Raw genomic sequence first — 14,375 nt, 5'->3', positions numbered from 1 at the left:
TCATCCCTTCGGCCAGATGTTGTCGTAGTTCACGGCTGCGGACGGGCCGACCGACGCGTCCGCCCCGACCAGACCCAGGTAGATCAGGCCGGTCTGCGCCGCGTGGACCAGCCGGGTGGCCTGGCCCTGGTCCACCGCCAGGGTCGCCGGGTACGAGTCGGCCTGGCGGCTGCTGCTCCGGGTCGACACCGACAGCCGCGAGCTGGTGGCCGGGCTGGGCGTGACGTCGCTCGGCGGCCCGCTGTCGATGCTGATCACGGTCGCCTCGGGCAGCAGCACCCGGGTTCGCTGCCGGCTGGGCGGGTCGTCCTTGGCGTACGTGACGAAGACCGTGACCTTGTCGCCCGAGGTGACCTTCTCTGCCACACCCGGGGCCATGGCCACCGCCACGCTGACCGCGAGCTTGCCGTCCGGCACACCGGCCCGGTCCATGTCGCCGGCGTCGGTGAACAGGCCCCGCATCAGCATCTGATCGGGCATCAGGTCGGTGGCCAGGCGCTTGCTGTCGAGCTTGCCGTCGATGTCGGTCAGCGCGCCCTCGGGCACCGTGGCCGCCGGCATCAGCACGCGGCCGGCCAGCCGGCCCGACCGGATCTGCTCTCCGGTCGTACCCCGCGGGATCTTGTCCTGGGCCAGCAGCACCCACACGCCCTCCCGGCCGGCCACCGCACGCCGGTCCGCGCCGCGGGCGTAGACCAGCACGGCCATCGCGCTCAGCCCGCCCAGAACCAGGGCGGCCAGCACAATGAGAACCCGTCGGCGCATGAGATCCTCCTTCATCCGATCCGCGTGATGTACGTGGCGCCGTAGTCCCGGCCGTCGCCCGGCAGCTGCCCGTTCACCGGCCGGATCTGCTGCTCGAAATGGCCGGTGAGCGGGTCGTCGTCCTCGACCACGAAGGCCGCGAAGCCGCTGATCCGGTAATCAGTACCGTCGGTCGCGTCGGTGATCGCCATCAGCACCGGTTCGCCGCTGTCGCGGGCTGCGTCCAGGGCGGACGCGCAGTCACCCGGGTCGGCCGGAGCGGGCACGGTGTCGGCGGTGTCGAGGGTGCGCTCGCAGCCGTCGTCCTCGGCCAGCGACGTGTAGCCGGTGGTCGCCTGCCAGCCGCTCGGGATCGGATCGCCGCAGCTGGTGGGTCTGGTGCCGCCGGCTGCGAACGAGCCCGAGGGCGACGGGTACGCGGTGCCGTTCCGCGTGGCGTCGGCCCAGGCGCATTGCGCGATGCCCAGGGCCAGGACGGTGCCGGTGGCCGGGGCGCCCCACGCGACCTGGGCGCAGGAGGCGACAGTGGTGCCGTTCCTCGCCCCGGCCAGCACCGGGGGAAGCAGGGTTCCGCCGTCGGCGTCGCGGGTCTCGGTGCGGACCTCGGCGAACGGCGCGGTCAGGTCCGGGGGCAGAGCAGGACATGGTTGGGTACGCCCGCGGGGTGCGCTGCCACAGCCGGCGGTGCACACGGTCAGCGATGCGGCCGACCGGCCGTCGCGCGCGTTGCCGTCGGCCTGCCGCTGCGCCAGTGGCTGCTGGCCGGCGCACGTGGCCGGCGTACGCACGCAGGAATCAGCGACCACCCACGCGGCCGCATCCGCACCGCCCTGCAGTTGCTCGCGCTCGTGCGCGATCAACCCGATGTCGATGACCAGCGCACCCGTGCCGAGCAGCACCCCACCGCCGAGCAGGATCGCGACCAGCACCGCGACCGCGCCGTCGTCGTCCCTTCGGCTCAGCCGACGCATGCCATCACACCCGTGGAGCGCAGCTCGAAGGTGTCGGCGGCGTCCTGGCCGAACAGCAGCATCAGGCTGCCCAGTGGCGTCTTCGCCTGGTAGCGGTAGGTCAGGGTGACGCGGGCGTCGTCGGCGGTGGTGGCGTTGGCCGGGCACGGCGTGACCGACACCGAGGACGGCTGGTCGCCGAGCACCGCGGCTGCCCTCGAACCCGGGTCGGCCGAGCCGAACGCGGCGGCCCGGGCACCGGCCTGGGCCGCCTCGGTGAGCAGGATCTGCCGGTTGAGCAGCAGACCGAAGTCGATGATGCCGAACAGGATGAGCAGGAGCAGGGGCAGCACGATCGCCATCTCGACGGCGGCCGCCCCGTCGTCCGCGGGCGTCAGGTGGTGCTGGTGCCGCCGCCCAGCTGGTTGGCGATGTCGTCGAACATCGCGTCGATGTTGCCGCCCAGCAGCGTCACCGAGGAGATGATGATGACCGCGATCAGGCCGACGAGCAGGGCGTACTCGACCGCCGTGGCGCCCTCGTCGTCGCTGGAACGCCGGGAGGAGAAGCGCGTCGCCATCTCGTGGAGCAGGGTGGTGAGCATCGTGGATCTCCTTCTGGGGTGCCGCGACCGATTGCGCCGGCATGGTCAGCCTGTCGCAATGTGTATCGGTCCCCGGGAGAGCCATTAAAGGGTTTGGCGGCGTCATGAAGTCTCTTGGAACCACCTGGCAACCTGGCCAGGCGTGACGTCGTAGCCGGTCGCTCGCTGCCCGGCCCAGTTGACACCGACCAGGTAACCTTCCCGCTCCAGACCCGGCAACCAGCGCTCCAGCCAGTCGGCCAGGTCGATCTCCACGACGTCGAACTTCCGGTACGCGGTGACCTGCCCGACCACCTTGCCCGCCCGCGACGATTTCGACCAGAACGGAAGCGCCATCGTCCCGTCCGGGTCCTTCGCCACCGGATAGCCGCCGGCGTCACGGATCGAGAAGACCCGCCCCTCCTGGGGCGCTTCACGCCGGAACGCCGCCCGGTGCGCACCGCTGAGCGACATGCCGCTTCCCTCCGTCCCCTCGCTACGGCCCATCCACTGCTCTGTCGTAGCTCTATCGTCGCTCTTCGGAGGGTTCGGGGTGATTTGAATGGGAATTTACTGCAGCAACGGCAGGCGCTTGACCAGCTTGTCGATCCGGTTCCGGGGCCCGACCAGGCTCACCGCGAGGTACGCCGGAGCGTCGTCGCCGGCCAGCTGACGCAGGTAGTCGTCGTAGACCCGGGTGGCCTGGGCCGCCTCCGGCATGTCGGTCACGTGCACGCCGTCGGTCACCTTGGCGCGAATCTCGGCCAGCTCGGCCCGCGTCGCGCCCAGGATCGTGCACCCGGCCCAGGGCAGACCCGCGTGCACGGCGCCCGCCGCGTCCTTGCCGTCCGGCCCGAGCAGGCCCTTGACCTCGGTCGCGGTGGCCGCGGCGACACAGACCGCCGCGTTCGCGGCCCGGCCCGGGTCGAGCTCCCGGTCGATGAGGATCACCCACTTCAGACGGGCGGTGCGGGTGGATTCGTCCGTACGGATCTCCTCCGGCTCGAAGCCGAATTGTGCGCTCATGACGGCCAAGGCTAGGCATTAGCACGGCTGAGTTCCAATGCGTTCGTACTTAATTCGGCTAGGGTGGGCCGATGGCCGATCTGGACGAACTTGATACGGCGATCCTGCGCGAGTTGCAGCGCGATGCACGGCGGACCAACCGCGACATCGCGGCCGCCGTCGGGGTGTCGCCGACCACCGCGCTCGACCGCACCCGGTCGCTGCGCGAGCGCGGCGTCATCCAGGGCGCCAGCCTCAAGCTCGACCTGCACGCCATCGGGCGCCCCGTGCAGGCCTTGATCGCGGTCCGCATCCGCCCGCCGTCGCGCCGCAACATCGAGGCCTTCCGCAATTGGGCCGGAGCCCTCCCCGACACGCTCGGCGTCTTCGTCACCTCGGGCACCGAAGACTTCCTGCTGCACGTGGCCGTCCCCGACAACGACGCCCTGTACGCCTTCGTCATCGACCGCCTGACCGAACACGCCCACGTCGCCGACGTCCGCACCTCGGTCGTCTACGAACACCTCCGCAACGACCGCATCGCCCCGCTCCCGGCCGGCCCGTAGGGGGAGGTGACTTGACGAAAGGCGTCGAGGAGATTAGCGTTCTACGGGTACGCCCCAGTTCGGCCTCTGCTTCGGCATGCCACTGGGGCTCCTTCTTTTCCGGTCGTTCCCCTGGGCCACTCGATCGAGTGATTGTGTTCGATTTGGCTTCGCCGGCAATGGTCGAGTCCCTACCCTGGCCCTCGTGGCTGTTCATCCGCATGCCGCGACGATCCCGACGTGGATCTCGGTGGAGCGTTTCGACCCATATCTCCGCCATGCCGGTACGGCTTGTCAGCTGTACGAATGGGCCGCGGAGCTGACCTCCGCGGCGTTCGAGACCTGATCAGCGCTGCCGACACCAGCGGCGTCGTCTGACGGTTCGGTACCGCTGCTCACGACCGCCGGGTCCGGCTGGGCCTACGGTTGCCGGTGTGGAGATCAGGGAAGCGACGGCGGCGGACTGGCCGCTGATCTATCCGTTCTGGGCGAGCATCGTCGCGGCGGGGGAGACCTACGCGTACCCGGAAGGGCTTGGTCCGGACGAGGCCGGCGCGTTGTGGATGGAAGAGCCGCCGGGGCACGTGGTGGTGGCCGTCGACGGCGATCGCGTGCTCGGCAGCGCCAAGATGGGGCCGAACCGGCCGGGGCGCGGCGATCACGTCGGTACGGCGAGCTTCATGGTCGACCCGGGCGTGCGTGGGCGGGGCGTGGGGCGAGCGATGGGCGTTCATGCGGTGGAGTGGCTGCGCGGGGCGGGATACCACGGCATTCAGTTCAACGCGGTGGTCGAGACCAATGCCGTGGCCGTGCATTTGTGGGAGGCATTGGGATTCCGGATCATCGGCACGGTTCCCGAGTCGTTCCGGCATCGTACGAACGGGCCAGTGGGACTCCACGTTATGTACATGAAGCTATGAAAATTCCCAAAATCCCAAAAAATACCTAAAGTCCGAATAGCCTGATCTCGTCGGTCGTTCACGGGGGCGGCCGAACTTTCTCAGGAGGCTTTCGGCATGAACAAGTTCCGGCGGATCGGTGCAATGGTCGCGGCGACGGTGGCGGCCACCGGCATGGCGATGACGGCGACTTCCGCGCCCGCCGTCGCCGCTCCGAAGGCGAACGGACCGACCGCGGTCTGGTCGTTCCTGCAGTCCCAGGACGAGAACTCCGGGCGCTGGCAGAGCGTCTGGTTCAGGACCGACGTGAAAGCCTGCAACTTCAAGCTGCGCGTCAACGACATCCCGGGCGTCGACATCACCCACCCGTGGGGCTGGCCCTTCACGTCGCTGCACAACGACTCGACGCTGAAGAAGAACGAGACCGATTTCGCGTCGTTCTACGTCAAGACCGGCCCGACGTACAAGAGCACCTGGCGTTACCTGCCGGCGTGGATCAGCTACGACAACTGCAAGACCGGCAAAAAGAAGGTCGTCAGCGCCAAGTGGACCGCTTTCGTGCTGCCGGTTCGTAACACCGGTATGTAAGGAGAAGATGCGCGCGGCCGGCGGGGGCGTCCGGCCGCGCGCACGTCTTATCGGGCCGCCGCCGTCATGATCAGCGCGGCCGGGTCGGCGCAGACCAGCTCGAGCGCCCGCCCGACCATCGCCGGGTCGTACGTCGAGGCGTGGAACGTCGCCTCCAGGTGCAGCACCCCGCCCATCTCCGACGTGGTCAGCGTGATCCCCTCCGGGCCGCCCCGGGTCGGCACGCTCTGATTGACCCGGTGCGCCGGCTCGATCGCCCACGGCAGGTCGGCCAGCACGTCGTGTCGCCCCTGGTTGCTGAACGTCAGCCGGACCAGCGGGTCGGCCGGCGCCGAGGACGGGTACGGGTCGGGGAAGCCGGGCGCCCCGGTCACCGCCAGCTTGGTCTCGCGCAGCAGCATCATGGTCAGCATCCCGCCGGTGGCCAGTTCGCCCTTCAGCGTCCGGTGGATGGCCATCGGGTCGGTCAGCGACGCCGGGCTCAGGTACGGCCCGAAGCAGAAGTTGCTCTCCACCGTCACGCCCTTGGGCAGGTAGCGCCGGGCGTCGGCGAGGAACGTGGCCCCGGCCAGGTCCGGGTGGAAGCCGAGCTCGCTCAGCGCCGCGGTGAACGCCGCGAAGGTGATTGCCGACGTGGTCACGCCGGGCGCGTGCTCGTCCCGCCAGACCCGCATCTTGCCCAGCACGTCGGCCGAACGCGCGGTCTGCACGGTCAGACCCGCCGTCCACGGGTGTTCCTCGCCGGTCGCGAAGTGCGGCGTACGCGCCATCTTCAGCGCGTCACGCCACTTGCCCGGGTGCTTGCCGAACGTGTTCCACCAGGCGCCGGGCAGCGCGAACCGGCGTGGCATGGGCTCGATCACGGCCGCCCGTTCCTCGCCGGCCGCCCGCACGACCTCGCGCAGCAGGGTGTTCACCGGGCCGGCGTCGCCGTACGAGTGCGCCACCTTCATCGCCACGTAGCCGCCGCCGACCAGGAACCGCACCGGATGGTGGGCCCGCGGCTCGGCCTGCAGCTCGCGGGTCATCGCGTCGAAGTCGACCGGCCCGTCGCCCAGATCGGTGACGGCCTCGGTCACGTAGGCGGCGAAGGTCGGCGCGTCCAGGTGCAGCCAGCGGCCGCCGGTGCGGTCGAGCCGGGAGACGGCGCGGTGGGTGGGGTCGGCGGCGTGCAACCCGATCAGGGCGGCCCGGATCCGTTCGGCCGTGACCCCGGTCAGGGGCCCGACGGTACGGATGTACTCCAGCGGCAGCCAGGCACGCTCATGCAGGGTGAGTGGGGTGGCGGACATGGTTCCTTCCGGGAGCTCGGCCGCGTCGGCCCGCCGGGACGGGAGCACGACGCGCAGCACGATGGGCGCGACGATGATCATTTCCAGGGCCATCACCGCGGCGACCCAGGCGACCAGCTCGGTCAGGCTGCCGCGGGAGCCGCCGTACCAGGCGGCGGCCAGCTCGGCCAGGCCGGCGAAGACCGAGAAGATGCCGGCTCCGCGGACCTTGCCCTGGACCCGGGAGATGGCCAGGAAGAAGTGGTGGAACACGAACGGGACGTAGGTCAGGGCCAGGATGGCGAGGGCCGGGCCGGCCGTCTCGGCGTACGAGGAACCGAAGAGGCCCATCACCCAGTCGCTGAAGACCGCGACGAAGATCGCCACCGGCAGACCGACCGCCGCGCAGATGAGCAGGCCCACGCGGACCTTGGAGCGCAGCGCGGCCCGGTCGCCGCTGGCCACCGCGAACAGGGTGAGCGCCACGTTGCCGGGCACCATGGCCAGGAACGACGTGACCATGAAGGCGGTGTAGAACGACGCGTTGGCCTCGGCCGAGAGCACCGCGGTGACGACCAGCGGCAACGTGGCCCGGGGCAGGTAGGTCGCCAGGTTGAGCAGGTTGTGGTCGAAGGTGGCCTGACCGCGCCCGCGCATCAGCCGCAGGTCCGGGCGGGCCGAGTCGATCATGCCGCGGCGGCGCAGCGCCCGGCTCAGGATGGCAACCGAGAGGACCATGCCGGCCACCCAGGTCAGCAGCAGCGTGCCGCCGGTGACCGTGAACGGCAGCAGCACCAGGGCGCCCAGCAGCACCAGCTTGATCACCGAGAACCAGGCGTTGCGCATCAGCTGCATCGGGCCGGCCAGCAGTCCGACCAGCGCCTCGTCCAGCACCAGGGTGACCGCGTTGAGCGCGATGCCGAAGACCAGCAGCACGGTCGCGGCGGGGGAGCCGAGCGCGTCCTGCAGGCCGGGGATGGCCAGGTGGGCCAGGGCGACGTAGACCAGCCCGCCGACCGTGGCGACGCCGCCGGCGACCAGCAGGCAGGTGGAGATCAGGTCCCATTTGCGGCCGGTCAGCTTGGGCAGGTCGGAGATCAGCATGGTGCCCATGCCGAACATGCCGATGGTGCCGATCAGGGTCATCGCGGAGACCGCGGCCGAGGCCTGGCCGACCGCCTCGGCCGGGGCCGACCGGGCCGCCACCCACCAGTAGGCGAATCCGAAGAGTGACGTGATGGCCGTGGTGGCCATCAGCGAGCCGGCGTTCAGGAAGAGGTCGACATGCCCGCGCAGTCGGCCGAGCAGGGTAAGTTGAGCCTGCTCAACGGTGGTCTGTGGCACGGCCTCGGTAGCGGTCACTCGTTCCCCCAATGATCGACCAGCAAAAGGTAGTTACTGGAAGTAATGGGGTGGTACGGCGAAGCGGTCCGAGATGGGACACGGTCGAGCGACCATGGGGGACCCGTTCGGCGGAGCTTTGTTGGTCCTGAGGTCCCATGCGTTTTGCCTGGTCACAAGGCTAACGTCGGTTTCGCGAGTGATCTTGGTCTCGATTGTGACCGTGCGTGTTGCCGACCGTTACAGCCAGCCGACCCGTTTGAGCCGGCGGTGCAGGCCGACCGCCGCGAGCAGCATCAGCGCGATCACCGCCGGATATCCGTACTTCCAGTGCAGTTCGGGCATGTGGTCGAAATTCATGCCGTAGATGCCGGCGATCGCCGTCTGCACCGCCGCGATCGCCGCCCACGAGGCGATCTTGCGCATGTCGTTGTTCTGGTCGATCGACACCTGAGCCAGCCGCGCCTGCATGATCGAGTTCAGCAGGTCGTCGAAGCCGGCCACCCGGTCCACGGTCCGGGCCAGCCGGCCGCGCACATCGACGAAGTAGGGGCGCAGGGCCGGTGGCAGCTGGTCCGAGTCGATGACCCGGTGCAGCGGCTCCTGCAACGGCAGCACCGCCCGCTTGAACTCGACCATCTCGCGCTTGAGCTGGTACATGTGCGCGATGCCGGGCCTGCGGTCGGTGGCGAACGCGGTCTCCTCCAGCCGTTCCATGTCTCGCTCGACGTGGCCGGCGACCTCCAGGTAGCCGTCGACCATGGCCGCGCTGACGGCGTGCGCCACCGCCCACGGGCCCAGGCCGAGCAGTTCCGGCCGCAGCTCCAGCTCCCGGCGTACGTCCCGCAAGGCCCCCGGCGCCCCGTGCCGCACCGTGATCACGAAGCGTTCGCCGACCAGCAGCGTCACGTCGCCCGTGTCGACCACCTCGGAGGTCTCGGTGAGTTCCTCATGCTCGACGTACCGGGCGGTCCGCAGCACGATCCGCACGACGTCGCCGATGGTCTCGGCGGCCGGCCGGTGCCCGCCGACGAGCGCCTGCTCGACGGTCAGGTCGTGCAGCCCGAACGCCTGCCCGACCGCGGTCATCGTGATCACGTCCGGTTCGTGCAGCCCCAGCCACACGAAGCTGTCGCCGCGGCGGCGTGCCTCCCGCGCGGCGTGCACGAAGTCGGCCGCTCCGGGGCGGCGGCGGCCGCGCGCGTAAACGGCGCAGTCGACGACGTCGTCGGCGGAGAGCCGGACCTCGTGCGGCCGTTCCGCCCGGCCGGGCCCGACGAGACCGCGCAACCACCGGTACATCATGGGAGAGAAGGTAGCGGCGCATTCCAAGATCAAGACCAGGAGGTCGTAGCGGGGTGGGTGGTACAGACCGCTGCTCCCGCCGAGGTCGCTTCGCTCCACCTGCGTAATTGGTCGCGCCCCCAAACCCTCGTGGTAGCCCTGGGCGGTATCCGCGCCGCGGATACCGCCCAGACCTGCCACTTCCGGGGCCGCCGATGTGGTCGGAAACTGACCGCAATGGGGGAGACTCTGGAGGCATGGCGAACACCAGTGCTCGAATGCTCCGGCTGCTGTCGCTGCTGCAGACGCATCGGTACTGGCCGGGCGGCGAACTGGCCGAGCGGCTGGCGGTCAGCCCGCGGACGCTGCGACGCGATGTCGACCGGCTCCGTGAGCTGGGTTATCCGGTGGACGCCGCGCGGGGCGTGGCCGGTGGGTACCAACTGCAGGCCGGCGCGGCGGTGCCGCCGCTGCTGCTGGACGACGACGAGGCCGTGGCGATCGCGATCGGGCTGCGGACGGCGGCGGCCGGTGCGGTGGCCGGCTTCGAGGAGACCTCGGTACGCGCGCTGGCCAAGGTGATCCAGCTGCTGCCGCCCCGCCTGCGCCGGCGCATCGACGCGTTGCAGGCGATGACCAGCCCGGGCGTCCTCGGTGGCGGGCCGGCCCTGGACGCCGGCGCGCTCACCACCATCGCCCTGGCCTGCCGGGGCGAGGAACGGCTGCGGTTCGGCTACACCGCCCGCGAGGGTGAGGCGACCAGCCGGCACGTCGAGCCGCACCGGCTGGTCTCGCTCGGCCGCCGCTGGTATCTGATGGCCTGGGACACCGAGCGCGGCGACTGGCGCAGCTTCCGGGTCGACCGGATGTCCGGCCCGGCGCTGACCGGCGCCCGCTTCCGGCCGAGGGAGATCCCGGGCGGCGACCCGGTGGCGTGGCTTCGCTCGCGGCTGGCGTCGGTGCCGGCCCGGCACGACGTGGCCGTGCTGATCGAGGCGCCGGCCGAGCGGGTGCGGGCGGTGGTCGGGCCGTGGGGCAGCGTCGAGGAGACCGCCGCGGGCGCACGGCTCGTCATGAACGTCGACGATCTCAACTGGGCGGTGCTGGTGCTCGGCACGGTCGGCGCGCCTTTCACCGTGCAGTCGCCGCCCGAACTGATCGACGCGGCTCGACGCGTGGGTGCGGCGCTGCTCAGGGGAGCCGGGCCGTCGTGAGTGGACGGATGGGCGCCCCCGTGGCGCCCATCCGCACCGGAAACCTACCGGCGAGGTACGACATTTTCCCCTAGATTTCCGGCCATGAGCGTGCTTCGGGTTCGTGGGGTGGGGCTGCCGGAGGGCGAGACGATCGATCTCTACGCCGGTGTCACGCTGATCCGGTCGCCCGGGCGGGCCGGGGATCCGCCGCAGTGGTTCGGCCGGGACCCCGAGCTGCCCCGGGCGGTGCACGCCGGGCCGTGGATCGCGCGGCCCGGCGCGTTCTTCGACGGCTGGTGGGCGGGGCACCCGCCGACGCCGTGGTTTCCGCCCGGGATCCGCGTACCCACCTGGACGAGCTGGACCGCCCACTCGCCGTGATCCTCCGCGGCCGGGCAGTAGGTTGATCTCATGACAGCGATCGGGGTCACCTTCCGCCCGCAGAACCCGCCGGAAAACCTCAAGGCCGCCGTGCGGCTCGCCGACGAACTGGGGGTCGACGAGCTCTGGCTGTGGGAAGACTGCTTCCTCAACGGCGGCATCTCGGCCACCGCGGCCGCGCTGGCGTGGAGCGAGCGCATCCGGGTCGGCATCGGCCTCACCCCGGTGCCGTTCCGCAACGTCGTGGCCGAGGCGATGGAGATCGCCACGCTGCACCGGATGTTCGGCGACCGGGCGATCGTCGGCGTCGGGCACGGTGTGCAGGAGTGGATGCAGCAGGTCGGCGCGCGGGCCGCGTCGCCGCTGACCCTGCTGCGCGAGTGGGTCACCGCCCTGCGCGCGCTGCTCGCCGGCGAGGAGGTCACCACCACCGGCAAGTACGTCAACCTGGACAAGGTCAAGCTGGACTGGCCGCCGGCCACCGTGCCGCCGATCGTGGTCGGCGCGATGGGACCCAAGACGCTCAAGTTGGCCGGCGAGGTGGCCGACGAGACGATCCTGGTCAGCAGCCTGTCGCCGGACGGCGTACGGGAGGCCCGCGAGCTGATCGGCGACCCGGCCCACAAGATCATCATGTTCGCGCCGCACCCGCGCGGCCGTACCGGTGACGTCCGGGCCACCGTGGACGCCGTCCAGCAGTACATCGACGCCGGTGCCGCCACCGTGGTCCTCGAACCGGACGCCGACGAACCCGACCTGCACGCCTTCCTGCGGTTCGTCGGCGAGGAGATCACGCCGCGCTTCGCCTGATCCGCGTACCTTGTCCGGCATGCCGCTCTCGCCGTACATCAAGACCCTGCGCGACGACATCGGGCACCGGCTGATCCTGATGCCGGGCGTGACCGCTGTCGTGTTCGACGACACCGGCCGTGTCCTGCTCGGTGAGCGTGCCGACAACGGGCAGTGGGCACTGCCGGCCGGGGTGATGGAGCCGGGGGAGCAGCCGGCCGAGACGATCGTGCGCGAGGTGTACGAGGAGACCGCGGTCCACATCGTGCCCGAGCGGGTGGTCAGCGTGCTCACCCAGCCGGCGACCACCTACCCCAACCAGGACCAGGTGCAGTACGTGGACATCACGTTCCGGTGCCGGGCGGCCGGCGGCGAGGCGCGGGTGAACGACGACGAGTCGCTGGCCGTCGGGTGGTTCGCCCTCGACGACCTGCCGGCCCTCAGTGACCTGGGCAAGCATCGGATCGAATGCGCGCTGGCCCCCGGCACCTGGTTCGCGCCCTGAGACCTGTCTCAAATTCGCCCCCGGGGCGCTCTTTCTGGGACTGAATTTTGAGACAGGTCTCAGGTGAGGGCTCGGGCGCGTACGTGGTCGTCGTGCCAGTCGGAGCCGACCAGGAAGCGTTTCGTACCCCGGATCGTGAAGCCGTTCTTCTCGTAGAACCTCGCCGCCCGCGCGTTGAGCTGGTTGACGCCCAGCCAGCAGTGGGTGGCGCCGGTGGCGGCGGCCGCCTCCAGCGTGGCCGCCATCAGCTCTCGTGCGATGCCCGAGCCGTGCCGGTCGACCAGCACGTAGAACTTGCTCAGCTCGATGCTGCCCTCCTCCTCGACCACCCGGCGAACGTCCTCGTCGGCGATCGGGCCGTGGACCAGCATGGTGTAGCCGACCGGCTCGCCGTCGGACTCGGCCAGCAGCAGGACGCGGTTCTCGTCCTCGAGGTAGTCCACGAAGCGGGACTCGGACAGGTGTGTGGTCACGAAGTCGTCGACGTCGGCCTGGGTGGTGCCGGGCGGGCAGGCCAGGGCGAAGGTCCGGGCGGCCACGTCGTGCAGTTCGGCCGCGTCGGCCGGGGTGGCGCGGCGGATGGTGATCCCCATGACGATCTACTTTATTCGCCAGTAACTGGAAACAGCATTTAGAGTCAGGCTCGTGCGACTCCTCGATGACGTCATTCCTCTGCCCGTCACCGTCCAGCCCTCGTCCGCGGTGTTCACGATCACCGCCGACACCCGCGTCAGCGGCGACTATCCCGAGGTTGCGGCCTTCCTGGGGCTGCCGTCCTCCCCGGCGGGCGATGTTCGCTTCGTCGCCGGCGGCGATGGTCCCGACGAATCGTACTCAATTGATATTTCGGATGAATCGGTCACGGTGACCGCGCCCGCGCCGGCCGGTGCCTTCGCCGCCGTCCAGACCCTCCAGCAGCTTCGATCCTCCGACGGACGCCTGCCCGGCGGCCACATCTCCGACCGGCCGCGCTTCGCCTACCGCGGCGTGATGCTCGACGTGGCCCGGCACTTCTTCACCGTCGACGAGGTCAAGTCCTACATCGACGCCATCGTCGCCTTCAAGATCAATCACCTGCACCTGCACCTGACCGACGACCAGGGCTGGCGCATCGAGATCCCCGGCTGGCCCCGCCTCACCGAGGTCAGCGGCGCGGCCGGCACCGGTGTCGACGGCGTCGGCCCCGGCTTCTACACGCGCGACCACTACCGCGAGATCGTCGCCTACGCCGCCGAACGCTTCGTCACCGTCGTCCCCGAGATCGACATGCCCGGCCACGTCAACGCCGCGCAGTTCGCGTACCCGTCCCTGACCGCCGACGGCGAGCCCGTCACCCAGCGCACCGACGGCGAGGTCGGCTACAGCTCCCTGGTCGCCGGCTCGGAGACCACGTACACCTTCGTCGAGGACGTCATCCGCGAGGTGGCGGCCCTGACCCCCGGCCCGTTCCTGCACATCGGCGGCGACGAGGCCCAGGCCACCACCGCCGACGACTACCGGACCTTCATGTCCCGGGTGCTCCCCATGGTCGGCAAGTACGGCAAACGGGCCATCGGCTGGCACGAGATGGCCACCGTCGACCTCCCCGACACCGCCGTACCCCAGTTCTGGCGGACCGAGCCCGACGACGAGGCCACCGCCCGCGCCGTCGCCGCCGGCTCGCAGGTCATCATGTCGCCCGCCGACCGCACCTACCTGGACATGAAGTACACCCCCGACTTCCCCCTGGGCCTGGACTGGGCCGGCTGCGTCGAGCTCGACCGCGCGTACGACTGGGACCCGGCCGACCGCCTGCCCGGCGTACCCGAACACTCCCTGCTGGGCGTCGAGGCGGCCCTGTGGTCGGAGACGCTGCGCAGCCTGGCCGACGTGCAGACGATGACGTTCCCGCGGCTGCCGGCGATCGCGGAGATCGGCTGGACGCCGCGCGCGGCCCGCGACTGGTCCTCCTTCCGCCGGCGGGTCGGCGCGTACGGAGCCCGCTGGCGTTCCGGGAACATCGCCTACCACCCGTCGCCGACCGTCGATTGGGAGTAGTCACCCGGACGGGGCCGGTTCGAAATCTTCCTTAAGTTTTCGGATCGGCCGCGTCGTCTTGTTTCCGCACTTCGTGGTGCAAGGCGGAAGCTGAGCCGTCGGTACGCGGTGGAGCCGGATGCCGGAGCGCGGCCTAATCTGGGTCGCGCCTCCCCGAAGTGACGCGGTGTCGTCGTCGCGGCGGGAGGGCGGCGACGCGGCTCGATCGTTGCGGCGGTGCGGTGGCGATGTGGCTT

At 70.4% G+C, this 14,375-nt stretch carries 18 protein-coding genes; 9 read left to right on the top strand and 9 right to left on the bottom strand.

What is annotated here, in order from left to right; genetic code table 11:
- The 6 genes from ACGFIO_RS33160 to ACGFIO_RS33135 all read right to left on the bottom strand — a co-directional run bounded on the left by ACGFIO_RS33160 (window position 1) and on the right by ACGFIO_RS33135 (window position 3,324).
- Window positions 1–765: a Flp pilus assembly protein CpaB gene (locus tag ACGFIO_RS33160; RefSeq protein WP_392832376.1), complete on the bottom strand. Its 765-nt coding sequence runs from the start codon at window positions 763–765 to the stop codon at window positions 1–3.
- Window positions 766–776: 11 nt separating this feature from the next.
- The gene (locus tag ACGFIO_RS33155) at window positions 777–1,736 is read right to left on the bottom strand and encodes a pilus assembly protein TadG-related protein (protein ID WP_392832374.1); all 960 of its coding nucleotides are present in this window, start codon (window positions 1,734–1,736) and stop codon (window positions 777–779) included.
- Window positions 1,724–2,113: a TadE/TadG family type IV pilus assembly protein gene (locus ACGFIO_RS33150; protein ID WP_392832493.1), complete on the bottom strand. Its 390-nt coding sequence runs from the start codon at window positions 2,111–2,113 to the stop codon at window positions 1,724–1,726. The genes ACGFIO_RS33155 and ACGFIO_RS33150 overlap by 13 nt, the downstream gene beginning before the upstream one ends.
- Window positions 2,110–2,319 carry a Flp family type IVb pilin gene (locus ACGFIO_RS33145; RefSeq protein WP_392832372.1) on the bottom strand — a complete coding sequence of 70 codons (210 nt, stop codon included), beginning with the start codon at window positions 2,317–2,319 and terminating at the stop codon, window positions 2,110–2,112. The genes ACGFIO_RS33150 and ACGFIO_RS33145 overlap by 4 nt, the downstream gene beginning before the upstream one ends.
- A gap of 102 nt (window positions 2,320–2,421) precedes the next feature.
- Window positions 2,422–2,772, bottom strand: a complete 351-nt coding sequence (locus ACGFIO_RS33140; protein ID WP_392832370.1) for a DUF2750 domain-containing protein — start codon at window positions 2,770–2,772, stop codon at window positions 2,422–2,424.
- A 96-nt stretch (window positions 2,773–2,868) separates the two neighbouring features.
- Window positions 2,869–3,324: a DUF2000 domain-containing protein gene (locus ACGFIO_RS33135; protein ID WP_392832368.1), complete on the bottom strand. Its 456-nt coding sequence runs from the start codon at window positions 3,322–3,324 to the stop codon at window positions 2,869–2,871.
- A gap of 71 nt (window positions 3,325–3,395) precedes the next feature.
- On the opposite strand from ACGFIO_RS33135, the gene ACGFIO_RS33130 reads away from it, so the two are divergent.
- The 4 genes from ACGFIO_RS33130 to ACGFIO_RS33115 all read left to right on the top strand — a co-directional run bounded on the left by ACGFIO_RS33130 (window position 3,396) and on the right by ACGFIO_RS33115 (window position 5,335).
- Window positions 3,396–3,869 (top strand): Lrp/AsnC family transcriptional regulator, encoded by a 474-nt coding sequence (locus ACGFIO_RS33130; protein WP_392832366.1) that lies wholly within the window; start codon window positions 3,396–3,398, stop codon window positions 3,867–3,869.
- A 184-nt stretch (window positions 3,870–4,053) separates the two neighbouring features.
- Window positions 4,054–4,194 carry a hypothetical protein gene (locus ACGFIO_RS33125; protein ID WP_392832364.1) on the top strand — a complete coding sequence of 47 codons (141 nt, stop codon included), beginning with the start codon at window positions 4,054–4,056 and terminating at the stop codon, window positions 4,192–4,194.
- A gap of 88 nt (window positions 4,195–4,282) precedes the next feature.
- Entirely contained in the window at window positions 4,283–4,768 is a 486-nt protein-coding gene (locus tag ACGFIO_RS33120) for a GNAT family N-acetyltransferase (protein WP_392832362.1), read from the top strand.
- A gap of 96 nt (window positions 4,769–4,864) precedes the next feature.
- The gene (locus tag ACGFIO_RS33115) at window positions 4,865–5,335 is read left to right on the top strand and encodes a hypothetical protein (protein ID WP_392832360.1); all 471 of its coding nucleotides are present in this window, start codon (window positions 4,865–4,867) and stop codon (window positions 5,333–5,335) included.
- Window positions 5,336–5,382: 47 nt separating this feature from the next.
- Here ACGFIO_RS33115 and ACGFIO_RS33110 read toward each other — a convergent pair whose 3' ends face one another.
- Together ACGFIO_RS33110 and ACGFIO_RS33105 are read right to left on the bottom strand one after the other, a co-directional pair.
- On the bottom strand, window positions 5,383–7,968 hold the full coding sequence (locus tag ACGFIO_RS33110) for a lipopolysaccharide biosynthesis protein (protein WP_392832358.1): 2,586 nt from the start codon (window positions 7,966–7,968) through the stop codon (window positions 5,383–5,385).
- A gap of 219 nt (window positions 7,969–8,187) precedes the next feature.
- Complete coding sequence (locus ACGFIO_RS33105; RefSeq protein ID WP_392832356.1) at window positions 8,188–9,252, bottom strand: magnesium and cobalt transport protein CorA; 1,065 nt, start codon at window positions 9,250–9,252, stop codon at window positions 8,188–8,190.
- 236 nt (window positions 9,253–9,488) lie between these two features.
- On the opposite strand from ACGFIO_RS33105, the gene ACGFIO_RS33100 reads away from it, so the two are divergent.
- The 4 genes from ACGFIO_RS33100 (at window position 9,489) to ACGFIO_RS33085 (ending at window position 12,102) form a co-directional block, all read left to right on the top strand.
- A complete protein-coding gene (locus ACGFIO_RS33100; protein ID WP_392832354.1) occupies window positions 9,489–10,445 on the top strand; it encodes a helix-turn-helix transcriptional regulator in 957 nt (318 codons plus the stop codon).
- A gap of 84 nt (window positions 10,446–10,529) precedes the next feature.
- The gene (locus tag ACGFIO_RS33095; protein WP_392832352.1) at window positions 10,530–10,808 is read left to right on the top strand and encodes a hypothetical protein; all 279 of its coding nucleotides are present in this window, start codon (window positions 10,530–10,532) and stop codon (window positions 10,806–10,808) included.
- 30 nt (window positions 10,809–10,838) lie between these two features.
- Window positions 10,839–11,618 carry an LLM class flavin-dependent oxidoreductase gene (locus tag ACGFIO_RS33090; protein ID WP_392832349.1) on the top strand — a complete coding sequence of 260 codons (780 nt, stop codon included), beginning with the start codon at window positions 10,839–10,841 and terminating at the stop codon, window positions 11,616–11,618.
- 19 nt (window positions 11,619–11,637) lie between these two features.
- Window positions 11,638–12,102, top strand: coding sequence for an NUDIX domain-containing protein (locus ACGFIO_RS33085; protein WP_392832347.1), 465 nt, complete (start codon window positions 11,638–11,640; stop codon window positions 12,100–12,102).
- Window positions 12,103–12,161: 59 nt separating this feature from the next.
- On the opposite strand, the gene ACGFIO_RS33080 is transcribed toward ACGFIO_RS33085, so the two are convergent.
- Entirely contained in the window at window positions 12,162–12,695 is a 534-nt protein-coding gene (locus ACGFIO_RS33080; RefSeq protein WP_392832345.1) for a GNAT family N-acetyltransferase, read from the bottom strand.
- A gap of 52 nt (window positions 12,696–12,747) precedes the next feature.
- Here ACGFIO_RS33080 and ACGFIO_RS33075 point away from each other — a divergent pair, with 52 nt between their 5' ends.
- Window positions 12,748–14,139: a family 20 glycosylhydrolase gene (locus tag ACGFIO_RS33075; RefSeq protein WP_392832342.1), complete on the top strand. Its 1,392-nt coding sequence runs from the start codon at window positions 12,748–12,750 to the stop codon at window positions 14,137–14,139.
- Window positions 14,140–14,375 lie beyond the last annotated feature (236 nt).

It is taken from the genome of Actinoplanes sp. NPDC049265, assembly GCF_043197135.1.
Taxonomy (GTDB): Bacteria; Actinomycetota; Actinomycetes; order Mycobacteriales; family Micromonosporaceae; genus Actinoplanes.
The sequence above is the reverse complement of the archived record's forward strand: the minus strand, read 5'-3'. Positions and strand labels throughout refer to the sequence as shown.

Bases quoted from the DNA above. Each gene is read 5' to 3' on its own strand.
- ACGFIO_RS33115 (WP_392832360.1), top strand. From the start codon at position 4,865: ATGAACAAGTTCCGGCGGATCGGTGCAATGGTCGCGGCGACGGTGGCG.
- ACGFIO_RS33085 (WP_392832347.1), top strand. From the start codon at position 11,638: ATGCCGCTCTCGCCGTACATCAAGACCCTGCGCGACGACATCGGGCAC.
- ACGFIO_RS33135 (WP_392832368.1), bottom strand. From the start codon at position 3,324: ATGAGCGCACAATTCGGCTTCGAGCCGGAGGAGATCCGTACGGACGAA.
- ACGFIO_RS33160 (WP_392832376.1), bottom strand. From the start codon at position 765: ATGCGCCGACGGGTTCTCATTGTGCTGGCCGCCCTGGTTCTGGGCGGG.
- ACGFIO_RS33100 (WP_392832354.1), top strand. From the start codon at position 9,489: ATGGCGAACACCAGTGCTCGAATGCTCCGGCTGCTGTCGCTGCTGCAG.
- ACGFIO_RS33105 (WP_392832356.1), bottom strand. From the start codon at position 9,252: ATGATGTACCGGTGGTTGCGCGGTCTCGTCGGGCCCGGCCGGGCGGAA.
- ACGFIO_RS33095 (WP_392832352.1), top strand. From the start codon at position 10,530: ATGAGCGTGCTTCGGGTTCGTGGGGTGGGGCTGCCGGAGGGCGAGACG.
- ACGFIO_RS33090 (WP_392832349.1), top strand. From the start codon at position 10,839: ATGACAGCGATCGGGGTCACCTTCCGCCCGCAGAACCCGCCGGAAAAC.
- ACGFIO_RS33080 (WP_392832345.1), bottom strand. From the start codon at position 12,695: ATGGGGATCACCATCCGCCGCGCCACCCCGGCCGACGCGGCCGAACTG.
- ACGFIO_RS33130 (WP_392832366.1), top strand. From the start codon at position 3,396: ATGGCCGATCTGGACGAACTTGATACGGCGATCCTGCGCGAGTTGCAG.
- ACGFIO_RS33145 (WP_392832372.1), bottom strand. From the start codon at position 2,319: ATGCTCACCACCCTGCTCCACGAGATGGCGACGCGCTTCTCCTCCCGG.
- ACGFIO_RS33155 (WP_392832374.1), bottom strand. From the start codon at position 1,736: ATGCGTCGGCTGAGCCGAAGGGACGACGACGGCGCGGTCGCGGTGCTG.
- ACGFIO_RS33140 (WP_392832370.1), bottom strand. From the start codon at position 2,772: ATGTCGCTCAGCGGTGCGCACCGGGCGGCGTTCCGGCGTGAAGCGCCC.